The organism is Klebsiella sp. JB_Kp031 (genome assembly GCF_040064295.1).
In the GTDB taxonomy this organism is placed as follows: domain Bacteria; phylum Pseudomonadota; class Gammaproteobacteria; order Enterobacterales; family Enterobacteriaceae; genus Klebsiella; species Klebsiella quasipneumoniae.
In genome coordinates this window covers 156,848-170,397 of record NZ_JBEAJW010000023.1, presented here as the reverse complement: position 1 = coordinate 170,397, position 13,550 = coordinate 156,848, and the positions used below count along the sequence as shown (strand labels likewise).

Genomic DNA, 13,550 nt, shown 5'->3' with positions numbered 1-13,550 from the left:
CCTGAAGGTGTGTCTCGTCATCATAAGCTATCCGCCGGGAATAAGCAGGACAACGTTAATCCTTTTGCGCCTTCCCCACGGCGGCGTTATTTCATCCCGCGCGTGACGCGGTTGGCCAGCCGGCTGAGCAGCGGCTCCAGCGCCACCGCCAGCAGCATTTTCAGCGGCCGCCGCGCGACCGATTTGACCGCCCAGCCGGCAACGCCCGCCGGGCCATAACGCAGCGCGGTCAGCAGCGCCAGCTTACCGACGATTTTCAGACCGGGCTTCACCTGCTGCCCGGCGCGTTGCCATTTGCTATTCATGCGTTGCCTCACTCGTTAACAACAGGGTTTACAGCTGACGAAAGCGGCTGCGCAGCGTAAAGGTGTCGGAGGTGACGTACCGTTCCATCTCACGCAGACGCTGTTCGCCGGAGGCCAGTTCGGCATCCACGGCGGCCAACAGATCGCCATTGCTCGGCGCTTTATGGCCGTACAGCTCACTGTCCGGCATCGGGTCCAGGGCGAAGGTCAGAATGATGTAGGCCACCAGGACGAAGAAAAAGAGGCCAAAAATCATCGCCAGCACGGTAATCAGGCGCACCAGCTTCACCGGGACGTCAAGATGCTGAGCAATGCCCGCGCAGACGCCCTTCACCATCCCGCGCTGCGGAATACGCCACAGTTTTTTATTCAGATCCAGTCCAGCCATTATTTGTCTCTCCAGTTCGGATGTTCGGCATCCAGGATCGCTTCCAGCGCCTGAATGCGCTCGCGCATCCGCTTCGCGTCATCGGTCAACTGCAGCAGCCGTTGCTGCTCATTTTGCGTCAGACTGCCGTTGGCGCCGCGATTGTTGTAGTGCAGCCATAGCCAGACCGGCAGAACAAACAGCACAAACAGCGTCAGCGGAATGGCGAGAAAAAGCATGCTCATGTGTACTCCTTACAGGGGGTGAGCCGCGGCGCAACGCCGCGCCGTGCAATCGTACTTACTGGTTGGACTGATTCATTTTGGCTTTCAACGCCGCCAGCTGCTCGCTGATTTCATCGTCCGCTTTCAGTTCGGCAAACTGCTGATCCAGCGTCTGCTGCTTGCCAAAGCGGTGGCTCTCCGCTTCCGCTTCCATCTGATCGATGCGACGCTCAAAGGATTCAAAGCGCGCCATCGCCTCATCCAGTTTACCGCTGTCCAGCTGGCGACGCACATCGCGCGACGAACTCGCCGCCTGATGACGCAGCGCCAGCGCCTGCTGACGAGCGCGGGTTTCGCTGAGTTTGTTCTCCAGCTCGCCAATCTCTTTCTTCATCCGCGCCAGCGTTTCATCCACCAGCTGCACTTCGTGGTCCAGCTGAGCAATAAGGTCGGTCAGCTTCTGTTTTTCGATCAGCGCCGCCCGGGCCAGATCCTCTTTCTCTTTGCGCAGGGCCAGCTCGGCCTTTTCCTGCCATTCCGCCTGCTGGGCGACCGCCTGCTCAATACGACGGGTCAGCTGTTTCTTTTCGGCCAACGCGCGGGCCGACGTGGAACGTACCTCAACCAGCGTGTCTTCCATCTCCTGGATCATCAGACGCACCAGCTTTTGCGGGTCCTCCGCTTTCTCCAGCAGGGAGTTGATGTTGGCGTTCACGATGTCGGCAAAACGAGAAAAAATACCCATAATTTCAATCCTCATAGTTCTGGTTGCAGGCATTCACCTGTGGGTTAGCTAATACAAATGGCGTGCCAACTTTTTATCTTATTGATTTTAAACAGAGTGGTTGCGAATTGCGCAGGGCATTGCTACATTCACCTGGTTAATCCCACTATTTAATGGCGAAATTCATCATGGCGCAGTACAAGGATAATCTGCTGGGCGAGGCCAACAGCTTTCTCGAGGTGCTGGAACAGGTTTCCCGACTGGCTCCGCTGGATAAGCCGGTGCTGGTCATCGGCGAGCGCGGTACCGGGAAAGAGCTTATCGCCAACCGTCTGCACTACCTCTCCGCCCGCTGGCAGGGGCCGTTTATCTCGCTGAACTGCGCGGCGCTGAACGACAATCTGCTCGATTCGGAACTATTCGGCCACGAAGCCGGGGCCTTCACCGGCGCCAGCAAGCGCCATCCCGGGCGCTTCGAGCGCGCCGACGGCGGGACGCTGTTTCTCGATGAGCTGGCGACAGCCCCGATGCTGGTGCAGGAGAAGCTGTTAAGAGTGATTGAATATGGCGAGCTGGAGCGCGTGGGCGGCAGCCAGCCGCTGCAGGTTAACGTCCGGCTGGTGTGCGCCACCAACGCTGACCTGCCGCGCATGGTGGAGGAAGGCCACTTTCGCGCCGACCTGCTCGACCGTCTGGCCTTTGACGTGGTGCAGCTCCCGCCGCTGCGCGAACGGCAGAGCGATATCATGCTGCTCGCCAACCAGTTTGCCATTCAGATGTGCCGTGAGCTCGGCCTGCCGCTGTTTCCCGGATTCAGCGAACGTGCCACCGCCACGCTGCTCGGCTACCGCTGGCCGGGGAATATTCGTGAACTGAAGAACGTCGTCGAGCGCTCGGTCTATCGCCACGGAGACAGCGAGCACGAGCTGGACGCCATTATCCTCAACCCTTTCCGTCAGACCGCCGCCTCCGAGCCGGAGACCGTGTCCGGGGACGAGCTGCCCGCCCTGCCGCTGGATCTGCGCGATTTTCAGCTACAGCAGGAAAAACGCCTGCTGCAGCGGAGTCTGCAGCAGGCGAAGTATCATCAGAAGCAGGCGGCGGAGCTGCTGGGGTTAACCTATCACCAGCTCCGCGCGCTGCTGAAAAAGCATCAGCTGTGAGAAGTGCGCGGCAGCAGCAGCGCGCTCACCGCCATCGCCCCCAGGCATAAGGCGGCGTTGAACCACAGGGCATACTGGGCGGCATGGGCCATGCCCAGCGGCAAAAACAGCGCGAAAAGTGACGCCGTCACGGCAATGCCCATCGCCCCGCCCAGCGAGCTGCCCATCTTGTAGATCCCCGAGGCGACGCCAATTTTGTTCTCCGGCGCGTTGGCCACCGCCGTATCCGTTGACGGCGTGGCGTAGCAGCCCAGCCCGAGGCCGAACAGCACGTTGCTGGCGAATACCACGCCGATATACAGCGCCTTATCAAGGAAGGTGCAGGATATCAGGCCGATGGCGATGGCGGTCAGCACCGGGCCGGCCATCATCGGCAGCCGGGCGCCATAGCGCTGCAGCAGCTTCTCGCCGACCCGAATCATCGCCAGGACGGTAACCAGATAGCCGAGGGTCATCATTCCGCTCTCCAGCGGCGTCAAGTGGTGCCCTTGCTGTAGCCAAATGCTGGCGATCATCATGGTGCCAATCGCCCCGTTGAGCAGAAAGTTCGACAGCACCGCCGCACCGTAGGCCCGGTTGCGAAACAGCGCAAAATCGATCAGCGCCGCCTCGCCTTTGCGCAGCCCGCTGCGAATAAACACCGCGCCAGCGATCAGCGCCCCCGCCAGCATGCTCAACGACAGCGGACTGGCCCAACCCCAGCCGTGGCCTTTGCTGATAAACAGGTTCACCAGCACCAGCCCGACGATCAGGCTCAGCAGGCCACCAACGTCCAGCTTATGCTGGCTGGCGCTGGCGCTGCGGCTCTCCGGCGTGCCGCGCAGCAAAAACAGCGCCAGCAGAGCGACGGCAATGGAGAAGACGAAGATCCAGCGCCAGCCCAGGCCGGTGGCGATAGCTCCGCCAACGAAAGAGCACAGGCCGCTGCCGCCCCACGAGCCGATGACCCAGAAGCTGACCGCCCGCTGACGCGCGCGTCCCTGGTACCAGGTCTTAATCAGCGCCAGCGTCGCCGGCATAATGCACGCCGCCGACAGTCCCTGCAGCACCCGGCCGGCGAGGAACAGCCCCGGCCCCTGGGCCAGTACCAGCATGGCGCTGCCGATGATGCTCAGCCCCAGTCCGAGGGTGGTCATCCGCATGCGGCCAAACTTGTCCGCCAGACCGCCGCTGGCCACCACGAAACAGCCGCTGAACAGCGCGCTGAGGCTGACGGCCAGGGTTAGGGTCTCAAGGGAAATATCAAGACTGCTTTTCATCGCCGGCACGACGTTAATCACCGACTGGGCAAACAGCCAGAAGGTTAAAACGCTCAGCACAATCCCTACCAGCAGACGATCGCTGCCGACAAAGGAGGTGTCGCTTACGGTGACAGTGCTCATTGCATGGCCCTCCCGTTTCCGGTGATTAACGCAGATAGTGTTCCGTCAGGCCGCACCACAGCGCCGCCCCGCTTAGCAACAGCGCGTCGTTGAAGTCATAGCCCGGGTTATGCACCATGCAGCGATCCGGCTCGTCCCCAGCGCCGATAGTGAAATAACTGCCGTGGGGGTGCTGCTCCAGCATGAAAGCGAAATCTTCACTGCCCATAAACGGCTTCACCTCGCCCACCTGCTCTGCGCCAAACAGCGCTGTCGCCACCTCCCGCACCATAGCGTTTGCCGCCGGATCGTTACGCAATACCGGGCTGCCGTTGACGTGGGTCAGCGTGGCCGTGGCGTTGAAGCTCTCCGCCTGGGCCACGGCAATGTCATGGATCCGCTGCAGCACGGTCTCACGTACCTGCTCATTGAGGGTGCGCACCGTGAGCTTCATCAGCACGTGATCGTTAATGATATTGGGCGCATGTCCGGCCTGGATGCTGCCGACGGTTACCACCGCCGGCTCAAACGGGGTGATATTGCGCGAGACGATGGACTGCAGCGCGAGGGTAATATGGCAGGCCACCAGCGTGGCATCCACCGTATACTCCGGCACCGCGCCGTGGCCGCCAACGCCCTTCACTTCAATATGCAGCGTATCGGAGGAGGCCATCATCGCCCCGTCGCGCAGGCCGATTTTACCCAGCGGCTGACCCGGCATATTGTGCAGGCCGAAGATGGCGTCGCAGGGAAACTGGTCAAACAGACCGTCCTCGACCATTACCCGCCCACCGTACAGTAACTCTTCCGCGGGCTGGAAAATCAGCTGCAGCGTCCCGTTAAACTGGCGTGTGCGCGCCAGATATTCAGCCGCGTAGAGCAGCGTGGTGGTGTGCCCGTCATGGCCGCAGCCGTGAAAGCGCCCTTCGACCTGGCTTGCCCACGGCTTCCCGCTCCGCTCCTGCATCGGCAGCGCATCCATATCGGCCCGCAGGCCGAGGCGTTTTTTTCCGTGGCCGACGCGCAGCGTGCCCACCACTCCGGTGCCCGCCAGGCCGCGGTGAACCTCGTATCCCCACTCGCCAAGCAGTCGGGCGACCTCGCTGCTGGTCTGATGCTCTTCAAAGCCGATCTCCGGCTGCTGGTGGAACCGGCGACGTAAGGCAATAAATTGCGCCTCGTTGACCTGCAAGGCTTCAAGCAACGGATGTGTCATTTTTTTTATTCCTGTGTTGTGTTTGCACGACACTTTCGAGTTTATGCGGGTGAAACAGCTTTCAGGCGCGGTTTTTTGTTTTATATTGACGAGAAATCAATGAGTGTTTTTCATACATATCGGTTATGACAAAAAACAACCGGTTGCTTTTTGTCGACAGAGGAGAGCCATGTGGAGCAGCATTCAGGCGACTTTAGCGTCACCGTGCGCGATGTGCGTCAGCTGAGCCAGCCGGAAAGCGATCTGCTGACGCTGCTGTGGGTGCTGGAAGGGAGCGTAAATCTAACGGAGGCGGAAGGTGCGCCGCAGCAGCTTGCCGTCGACGAGCTGGCGATCGTTAACCGCAACCGTCGCTGGAGCCTGCGCAGCGCCGGGGGCAACGCGGTGATGATCCTGACCCTCGCCGCCAGCTGGCTGGCCCGCCTCGACACCACTTTTTTTGCCGTCGACTACCAGATATCGCCGCGCACCCGGGATGCCGATGACGGCCTGCGCCGCCTGATGCGCCAGCTGCTGGTGAGCGGTCTGGTCAATCATCCCGGCCATTACCGGCTGGAGGCCAACCGCTGGTTGAGCGAGATAGCGCTGCTGCTGGCCACGCGCTTCAGCCAGCCCATCGTCTCCACGCCGCGGCGCGATTCAGAAAAATGGAGCCGGAGGATAGCCAGCGTGGTGGCGCGGATCGACGCCAACTATCAGCGCCGTCTCTCTTTACAGGAGGTGGCGGCCGCAGAGTTTGTCTCCGAGGCCTGGCTGTCACGCCTGTTTCACAAGGAGGTTGGGGTCAGTTTTGTTCAGTACCTCACCGCGCTGCGCCTGCGCCACGCCGCCGACCAGCTGTTAACCACCCGCAAACCCGTTCAGCAAATTGCCCGCGAACAGGGGTTCGCCAGCACGCGAATGATGAGCGATCTGTTTAAGCGCCACCATGGCGTGACGCCGCGCCAGTATCGCGAGCAGTCCCCCCGGGAGCCTGGCCGACCGCGCCCGCCGCAGGGAGATCGCTGGCAGCCGGTGGCCGTGGACCGGCTCTACGCCCGCCTTAATGAGCCGGAACCACCCGACAGGGAGAGCCAGCCGCTGCTGATCAATCCGCCGCAAACCCGGGAGATCAACCTGCACCAGCGACCGGCGCGCGCCGCAGTGCTGCGCCATACCCGGATGGTGGTGACCGTGCGCGAGCTGGACGATCTGCTGCGGGAGGACGTGCGCCGCGAGCTGGAGCAGTTGCACCGCGTCCTGCCTGTGTATGCCATCGATATCAACGACGCCTTTCTCAGCAGCCGCCTGTTCGGCACCGGCTGGGACGATCCGCAGATGGCTGGCTACGCCTGCTGGTACAACCTGCAGCAGATCTTCAGCTGGCTGGCGGTGATGGGCTGGCAGGTGATCCTGCATACCGGGGTCACCACTCGCAGCGACCTGCTGCAGCGCTTCCTGCAACTCGCTGCCAACCATTTTCCGCCGGCGACGCTCAGCAGTTGGCGCTTTGTCTGGCACTGGTCGCCGCAGGCGAGCGAAGCGGCTCGCCAGGCCGCCTGGCGGCAGCAGCGCGAGGTTCTTCACCGTCTTCTGCCCCAGCCGCAGCTGGGGATCTGGCACCGCTTTGCCGCCAGCGCACCCGGGGACGATCCCCTGTTCCACTCGCCGCTGCTGGCGGAAGCCGATTTTCTCGCCTGCCAGGCGGATGCCAACGAACAGCTCGATCTGGCCCAGGCGGACAGCAGCAGTCTGGCCTCCAGCGAGCACTATCCGGCGCATAAGCTGCGGCAGATCCACAGCGCCCTGCGTCAACGGCAGCTCAACCTGCCGCTATGGCTGCTCTCGTGGAATACGCTGACCGGCGATACGCGGGACACTAACGGGCGCTTTTTTCGCGGCGCGCTGTTGATGGATAATCTGCTGGGGGTCGCTGACCAGGTCTGGCTGGCGGGCTTCTGGTTAAATTCCGGCCTTCAGGGCGAAGCCCGCGCCAACGGCAAGCTGGATACCTCAAGCCTGGCGCTGCACTATCTGCACGGGCTGCCGCGCCCGGTTTACTGGGTGCTGTGGCTCTGGCGACGGCTGCGCGGCGAGATCCTGTTCCACGACAAAAACCTGCTGCTGCTCCATCATCAGGGGCACTACCAGCTACTGCTGCGCAATACGGTGGTCTACAACCCATGGCTCTCCAGCGAAGCGGCTTTTATTCAACGCTTCAGCCAGCCGTACAGTGTGCGGCTGCAGGGGCTCAAGGGCCGCTGGCGCGTCAAACAGCACCTGTTCGATCAGCACCACGGCGCGCTGTTCCCGCTGGTGGACGCCTTTCGCAGCCGCAGCGGCCCCGACGCCGAAGATTATCAGTGGCTGATGCATCAGGCTCGTCCGGCGCTCAGCGTGGAGGAGGCCCGGCTCGATGGCCACTGGCTGCGGGTCGACTCGCTGGAGAGCAACGCCCTGGCGCTGTACGAATTTACCCCTCAGCTCTCCCCCGGCGAGGATCCTGACGCCTGAAGCAAACCGTGAATTTTGCGCTGGCTCTCCGTCGTCGCCGGGTTGAAAACCAGCAGCGACAGATCGGGGCGGCCTTCCACGGCAAAAGAGGTGAACTCCAGATCGAGCGGGCCCATCTGCGGGTGGTTAATGCGCTTATAGCCTTCGCCGTGGCCGGCGACGTCATGGCTTTGCCAGAAACGGGCGAACTCGACGCTTTGCTGGCTGAGCTCCGCGATCAGCTGGTCAGTTTCTTTTGTGGCGCCCATCCGCGTGACGTCGGCGCGGAAGGCGTTAACGATAAGCTGCCCAACCGTCTGCCAGTCCTCCAGGGTGCAGCGGGCCTCAGGCCGGGTAAACAGGCGGCGCAGCACGTTGCGCTCCGCCAGCGGCAGCTGGCCGTAGTCGGTCAGCACCCTGGCCGCCGCCGTGTTCCAGGCGATCACGTCCCAGCTGGCGGTACGGATAATCGCCGGAATGGTGAAGGCGTCAAGCACCCGCTGCAGCCGCGGCGTCATATCATCCGTGACCGTCAAACGGGTCTGCGGCGGATGGCCGAAGGCGAGAATAAACAGATGTTCGCGCTCCGGGGTGGTCAGCCGCAGACCGCGGGCGATCCGCTCCAGCACCTCGCGGGAAGGCGCCCCGCCGCGGCCCTGTTCAAGCCAGGTATACCAGGTCGGGCTGATGCTGGCCAGCTGGGCGACCTCTTCACGACGCAGGCCCGGCGTGCGCCGGCGTCCCGCCGGGAAGCCAAACGTCGCCGGGTCGAGACGCTGACGCTTGGCGCGGAGAAAATCACCTAAAGCATGATTGTCAGAAGTGTTCATCATCTGCCTGTGAGTCTGCCTGTTAGAATTTATACCCCGATAATGTCTCTACTTTTATAGTATGACATCGTGGGTAGGATACGCCTGAAAACCCGTTCAGGAGGTTCATGATGCGTATATTTCTTACCGGCGCGAGCGGATTTATCGGCTCGCGTATTCTTCCGGCGCTACAGGCGTCGGGTCATCAGGTTATCGGCCTCGCGCGCAGCGACGCTACGGCGCAGGCCCTGGAAGCGGCAGGCGTCGAGGTGCATCGCGGCACGCTGGATGCCCCCGATTCGCTGCTGGCGGGCGTCGAGCGCGCCGACGCGGTGATCCATACCGCTTTCGACCACGACTTCAGCCGCTTTGCCGCCAACTGCGAGAAAGACCGCCAGGCGATCCTGACCATGGGCCAGGCGCTGCGCGGCAGCGAGCGGCCGCTGGTCATCACCTCCGGCACGCTGATGGGCGACGACGGGAGCGGCGCCCCGGCCCGCGAGTCGTGCTTTAACGCAGCGCACCCCAGCCCGCGCACCGCTTCAGAGCTCGCCGGCCAGCAGCTGCTGGAGGCGGGAGTGGACGTCCGGGTGGTTCGCCTGCCGCAGGTGCATGACACCGTGCGCCAGGGGCTGCTGACCTGCTATATCGAGAGCGCGGTCGCCAGCGGCGCGGTGGCCTTGCGCGGCGAGGGGAACAACCGCTGGTCCGCCGCCCATGTCGATGACGTCGCGCGCCTGTACGTCAGCGCCCTGCTGCAGGGCGCTGCGGGCGAACGCTACCATGCGGTGGCTGAAGAGGGGATCGCGTTACGAGAGATCGCCGCAGTCATCGCCCGGGGTTTAAATCTGCCGCTGACCCAGTTGGATGAGACGCAGGCCGACGCCTGGTTCGGCTGGTTTGCCCCCTTTACCGCCCTTGAGCTGCGCGCCAGCTCGGCATGGACCCGCGAGCGATTGCAGTGGCAGCCGGTCGGCCCCGGGCTGCTGGAGGATTTACGGAATATGGATTACCAAAAAGTGACGTTGTCACAATAAGCGAAGACGTTCCATCCCTTTATTACACCCGACGGGTAGGGTTAGCCGCCCGTCGGACCATCTGCTTTCTCCCCGCTATACTGAATTTATCCTCGGCGTTAGCGTCGCTTCCACCGTCCGGTCAACCGCGGCCAAACAGAGCTGACTGGCGATATCGGCGATAAAAAGTTACCATGTTTCATTATACAGACTCGGTTCCGCGACTATTTTAATCAATTGACTGAATACTATACGCCCCCGGTAACCGCATTATCCCTCAGGCTTGTTGAAGGCGGTGGTGAATGTCTATGAATCTTAATAAGATAGAGTTCAACTCTATAATCAAACAGAAAATATGCGCCTGAAATTGTCATCTCTCCTGGCAGCGGTTTCCCTGCTGTGTGGGCAGGCTTTTGCCGCCCCTGCGCTTCCCGACCGCGCCGATATTCGCGACAGCGGTTTCGTCTATTGCGTCAGCGGCCAGGTGAATACCTTTAATCCGCAGAAAGTGAGCAGCGGACTGATCGTCGATACGCTGGCTGCGCAGATCTACGATCGCCTGCTTGACGTCGACCCTTATACCTATCGGCTGGTCCCCGAGCTGGCGGAGAGCTGGGAAGTCCTTGATAACGGCGCCACCTACCGTTTTCACCTGCGCCGCCACGTCCCGTTTCAACGCACGGCATGGTTCTCCCCGACGCGGGATTTCAACGCCGATGACGTGATCTTTACCTTTGGCCGCATCTTTAACCGCGATCATCCTTGGCACAACGTCAACGGCAGCAGCTTCCCCTACTTCGACAGCCTGCAGTTTGCTGACAGCGTGGAAAGCGTCCGCAAGCTCGATAATCAGACCGTGGAATTTCGCCTCAAGCGGCCGGACGCCTCATTCCTCTGGCATCTTGCCACCCACTATGCGTCGATTACCTCCGCCGAATATGCCGCCCGCTTAACGCAGGACGATCGTCAGGAACAGCTCGATCGCCAGCCGGTGGGCACCGGCCCGTTCCAGTTGTCCGAGTACCGCTCCGGACAGTATGTTCGCCTTCAGCGCCACCCCGGCTACTGGCGCGGCAAACCGTTGATGCCGCAGGTGGTGGTCGACCTCGGCTCCGGCGGTACCGGCCGCCTGTCAAAACTGCTGACCGGCGAATGCGACGTGCTGGCCTGGCCGGCCGCCAGCCAGTTGACGATCCTGCGTGACGACCCGCGCCTGCGCCTGACGCTGCGTCCGGGGATGAACATTGCCTGGCTGGCCTTCAACACCGCCAAGCCGCCGCTGGACAACCCGGAGGTACGCCACGCGCTGGCGCTGGCCATCAACAACCAGCGCCTGATGCAATCCATCTACTACGGCACCGCGGAGACGGCGGCGTCGATGCTGCCGCGCGCCTCCTGGGCCTACGATAACGACGCTAAGATTACCGAATATAATCCCCAGGAGGCCCGTGCTCGTCTGAAGGCGCTGGGGCTGGAAAATCTCACCCTCAAGCTGTGGGTTCCCACCAGCTCGCAGGCGTGGAACCCCAGCCCGTTGAAAACAGCCGAGCTTATCCAGGCAGATATGGCGCAGATTGGCGTCAAAGTAATCATCATGCCGGTGGAGGGGCGCTTCCAGGAGGCGCGGCTGATGGACATGAACCATGACCTGACGCTCTCCGGCTGGGCGACGGACAGTAACGATCCGGACAGCTTCTTCCGGCCGCTGCTGAGCTGCGCGGCGATCGCCTCGCAAACCAACTTTGCCCACTGGTGTAACCGGGAATTTGATGACGTGCTGCAAAAAGCGCTGCTCTCGCAACAGCTCTCCTCGCGGATGGACGCTTACAAAGAGGCCCAGCGCATCCTCGCCCGTGAACTGCCGGTCCTGCCGCTGGCCTCGTCGCTGCGGTTGCAGGCCTATCGCTATGATATGAAAGGTCTGGTGCTTAGCCCCTTCGGTAACGCTTCCTTCGCTGGCGTATCGCGGGAGAAAAACGAAGAGGTGAAAAAACCATGATTATTTTTACCCTGCGCCGTCTGCTGCTGCTGTTGGTCACCCTCTTTTTTCTGACCTTTGTCGGCTTCAGCCTGAGCTACTTCACCCCACATGCCCCGCTGCAGGGCGCGACCCTGTGGAATGCGTGGCTGTTCTGGTTTGAAGGGGTACTACACTGGGATTTTGGCGTCTCCAGCATCAACGGCCAGCTGATTTCCGAGCAGTTGCGCGAAGTGTTCCCGGCGACCATGGAGCTGTGCATCCTCGCCTTCGGCTTTGCCCTGCTGATTGGCATTCCGGTGGGGATGATTGCCGGTGTGATGCGCAACAAATGGCCCGATACCCTGATCAGCGCCGTTGCGCTGGTCGGTTTTTCGATCCCGGTCTTCTGGCTCGCGCTGCTCCTGACCCTCTTCTTCTCCCTGACCCTCGGCTGGCTTCCGGTCTCCGGCCGCTTCGACCTGCTGTATGAGGTGAAAAACGTCACCGGTTTCGCGCTGATCGACGCCTGGCTTTCGGACTCGCCGTGGCGCCATGAGATGATCGTCAGCGCCGCCCGGCATATGGTACTGCCGGTGCTGACCCTGGCGGTAGCCCCTACTACCGAAGTGATCCGCCTGATGCGCATTAGCACCAGCGAGGTCTATGACACCAACTACGTCAAGGCGGCCGCCACCCGCGGCGTGTCGCGACGCAAAATTCTACTGCGCCACGTGCTGCACAACGCCCTGCCGCCGGTGATCCCGCGCCTCGGCCTGCAGTTTTCCACCATGCTCACCCTGGCGATGATCACCGAGATGGTGTTCAGCTGGCCCGGACTGGGCCGCTGGCTGATCAACGCCATTCGTCAGCAGGACTACGCGGCGATCTCCGCCGGAGTAATGGTGATTGGCGCGCTGGTGATTATTGTCAACGTGATTTCCGATATTCTCGGTGCCATGGCTAACCCACTGAAACATAAGGAATGGTATGCCCTACGATAGCAGCTACAAACTAAATAATTTTTTTAATTAAAAACAATGTGTTAAATTTTTAAATTATGCGATTTCCCTGACTTTAATACACAATTTTGTACACATTGTTTTTGACGTCATCTCCGACAGTCATCAGTTAGATGGCTGTCGGAGTTCCCTTCCTACGTTTCCTCCACACCTTCTATACTTCCAGTCTGACCACTGGTGGTTGATATGTGCTGACGCTTTTCTCAGTCAATGACCCGTGAAGATTATCTGTCCTACCTTGCAGATGATGCCGATCGTGACATTGCATATGACCCGGCGCCGATTAGTCGATATAACGTCGCACCCGGTACCAAAGTTTTGCTTCTGAGCGAACGCGGCGAACAACTGCATATCGATCCTGTCTTCTGGGGTTATGCGCCCGGGTGGTGGGATAAGGCTCCACTGATTAACGCGCGTGTTGAAACCGTGGTCACCGGCAGGATGTTTAAGCCGCTATGGCAACATGGCCGGGCGATCTGCTTTGCTGATGGGGGCTTCGAATGGAAGAAAGAAGGTGACAAGAAGCAACCCACTCTACTTTATCCATCGCGCCGATGGCCAGCCGATATTCATGGCGGCAATCGGAAGCACACCATTTGAACGTGGAGACGAAACAGAAGGCTTTCTGATCGTCACCGCAGCAACAGAAAAAGGTCTAATAGATATCCACGACCACCAGCCTCTGGTACTGTCGCCAGAAGCAGCAAGACAATGGATGAGGCAGGACATTGGAGGGAAAGAGTCAGAGGAGTTAGCTGCGGATGGCACCGTGCCCGCAGACAAATTTATCTGGCATGCAGTGACGCGCGCCGTAAAAAAATGTGAAAAATCAGGGGAATAATTGATTGAGGCAATCAAATGCACATAGCCAGACGTGCGCCTAATGCCAAAAGCGGAAATAAATAATAATTTTT

The 13,550-nt window shown here is 60.8% G+C and carries 12 protein-coding genes and 1 pseudogene; 6 read left to right on the top strand and 7 right to left on the bottom strand.

Annotation, left to right across the window (positions count from 1 at the left end; translation table 11 throughout):
* Positions 1 to 86: 86 nt before the first annotated feature.
* Genes pspD through pspA form a run of 4 tightly spaced genes read right to left on the bottom strand, consistent with a single transcriptional unit; the run spans position 87 to position 1,641 of the window.
* Positions 87 to 305 carry a phage shock protein PspD gene (gene pspD, locus ABLV64_RS08875; RefSeq protein ID WP_002901915.1) on the bottom strand — a complete coding sequence of 73 codons (219 nt, stop codon included), beginning with the start codon at positions 303 to 305 and terminating at the stop codon, positions 87 to 89.
* 28 nt (positions 306 to 333) lie between these two features.
* Positions 334 to 693 (bottom strand): envelope stress response membrane protein PspC, encoded by a 360-nt coding sequence (pspC, locus tag ABLV64_RS08870; RefSeq protein ID WP_004203911.1) that lies wholly within the window; start codon positions 691 to 693, stop codon positions 334 to 336.
* Positions 693 to 917, bottom strand: a complete 225-nt coding sequence (gene pspB, locus ABLV64_RS08865; protein WP_002901911.1) for an envelope stress response membrane protein PspB — start codon at positions 915 to 917, stop codon at positions 693 to 695. The genes pspC and pspB overlap by 1 nt, the downstream gene beginning before the upstream one ends.
* Positions 918 to 972: 55 nt before the next feature.
* Entirely contained in the window at positions 973 to 1,641 is a 669-nt protein-coding gene (gene pspA, locus ABLV64_RS08860) for a phage shock protein PspA (RefSeq protein WP_004203910.1), read from the bottom strand.
* A 152-nt stretch (positions 1,642 to 1,793) separates the two neighbouring features.
* Between pspA and pspF the strand changes: the two genes are divergently transcribed.
* Positions 1,794 to 2,783: a phage shock protein operon transcriptional activator gene (gene pspF / locus ABLV64_RS08855; RefSeq protein ID WP_074195238.1), complete on the top strand. Its 990-nt coding sequence runs from the start codon at positions 1,794 to 1,796 to the stop codon at positions 2,781 to 2,783.
* Here the strand turns inward: pspF and ABLV64_RS08850 are convergent.
* Positions 2,774 to 4,165, bottom strand: a complete 1,392-nt coding sequence (locus ABLV64_RS08850; protein ID WP_048294565.1) for an MFS transporter — start codon at positions 4,163 to 4,165, stop codon at positions 2,774 to 2,776. The two genes, pspF and ABLV64_RS08850, sit on opposite strands and share 10 nt — an antisense overlap.
* A 25-nt stretch (positions 4,166 to 4,190) precedes the next feature.
* Positions 4,191 to 5,360: a M20 aminoacylase family protein gene (locus tag ABLV64_RS08845; protein ID WP_348843367.1), complete on the bottom strand. Its 1,170-nt coding sequence runs from the start codon at positions 5,358 to 5,360 to the stop codon at positions 4,191 to 4,193.
* A gap of 171 nt (positions 5,361 to 5,531) precedes the next feature.
* On the opposite strand from ABLV64_RS08845, the gene ABLV64_RS08840 reads away from it, so the two are divergent.
* Positions 5,532 to 7,853, top strand: a complete 2,322-nt coding sequence (locus ABLV64_RS08840; protein ID WP_032455884.1) for a helix-turn-helix domain-containing protein — start codon at positions 5,532 to 5,534, stop codon at positions 7,851 to 7,853.
* Here ABLV64_RS08840 and ABLV64_RS08835 read toward each other — a convergent pair.
* Entirely contained in the window at positions 7,820 to 8,662 is an 843-nt protein-coding gene (locus ABLV64_RS08835; protein WP_217325202.1) for a helix-turn-helix transcriptional regulator, read from the bottom strand. The two genes, ABLV64_RS08840 and ABLV64_RS08835, sit on opposite strands and share 34 nt — an antisense overlap.
* Before the next feature lie 107 nt (positions 8,663 to 8,769).
* Here ABLV64_RS08835 and ABLV64_RS08830 point away from each other — a divergent pair, with 107 nt between their 5' ends.
* The 4 genes and pseudogenes from ABLV64_RS08830 (at position 8,770) to ABLV64_RS08815 (ending at position 13,477) form a co-directional block, all read left to right on the top strand.
* Positions 8,770 to 9,678 (top strand): SDR family oxidoreductase, encoded by a 909-nt coding sequence (locus ABLV64_RS08830; RefSeq protein ID WP_164877745.1) that lies wholly within the window; start codon positions 8,770 to 8,772, stop codon positions 9,676 to 9,678.
* A gap of 334 nt (positions 9,679 to 10,012) precedes the next feature.
* Positions 10,013 to 11,656 carry an ABC transporter substrate-binding protein SapA gene (gene sapA, locus ABLV64_RS08825; RefSeq protein WP_023318043.1) on the top strand — a complete coding sequence of 548 codons (1,644 nt, stop codon included), beginning with the start codon at positions 10,013 to 10,015 and terminating at the stop codon, positions 11,654 to 11,656.
* Entirely contained in the window at positions 11,653 to 12,618 is a 966-nt protein-coding gene (gene sapB, locus ABLV64_RS08820; RefSeq protein WP_017900865.1) for a putrescine export ABC transporter permease SapB, read from the top strand. The genes sapA and sapB overlap by 4 nt, the downstream gene beginning before the upstream one ends.
* Before the next feature lie 228 nt (positions 12,619 to 12,846).
* Positions 12,847 to 13,477 (top strand): annotated as a pseudogene (locus tag ABLV64_RS08815) (SOS response-associated peptidase family protein).
* Positions 13,478 to 13,550 lie beyond the last annotated feature (73 nt).

Coding starts and splice junctions, on each gene's coding strand:
- pspA (WP_004203910.1), bottom strand. CDS start 1,641: ATGGGTATTTTTTCTCGTTTTGCCGACATCGTGAACGCCAACATCAAC.
- sapA (WP_023318043.1), top strand. CDS start 10,013: ATGCGCCTGAAATTGTCATCTCTCCTGGCAGCGGTTTCCCTGCTGTGT.
- ABLV64_RS08830 (WP_164877745.1), top strand. CDS start 8,770: ATGATGCGTATATTTCTTACCGGCGCGAGCGGATTTATCGGCTCGCGT.
- ABLV64_RS08835 (WP_217325202.1), bottom strand. CDS start 8,662: ATGAACACTTCTGACAATCATGCTTTAGGTGATTTTCTCCGCGCCAAG.
- pspC (WP_004203911.1), bottom strand. CDS start 693: ATGGCTGGACTGGATCTGAATAAAAAACTGTGGCGTATTCCGCAGCGC.
- pspB (WP_002901911.1), bottom strand. CDS start 917: ATGAGCATGCTTTTTCTCGCCATTCCGCTGACGCTGTTTGTGCTGTTT.
- ABLV64_RS08845 (WP_348843367.1), bottom strand. CDS start 5,360: ATGACACATCCGTTGCTTGAAGCCTTGCAGGTCAACGAGGCGCAATTT.
- pspD (WP_002901915.1), bottom strand. CDS start 305: ATGAATAGCAAATGGCAACGCGCCGGGCAGCAGGTGAAGCCCGGTCTG.
- sapB (WP_017900865.1), top strand. CDS start 11,653: ATGATTATTTTTACCCTGCGCCGTCTGCTGCTGCTGTTGGTCACCCTC.
- ABLV64_RS08850 (WP_048294565.1), bottom strand. CDS start 4,165: ATGAGCACTGTCACCGTAAGCGACACCTCCTTTGTCGGCAGCGATCGT.
- pspF (WP_074195238.1), top strand. CDS start 1,794: ATGGCGAAATTCATCATGGCGCAGTACAAGGATAATCTGCTGGGCGAG.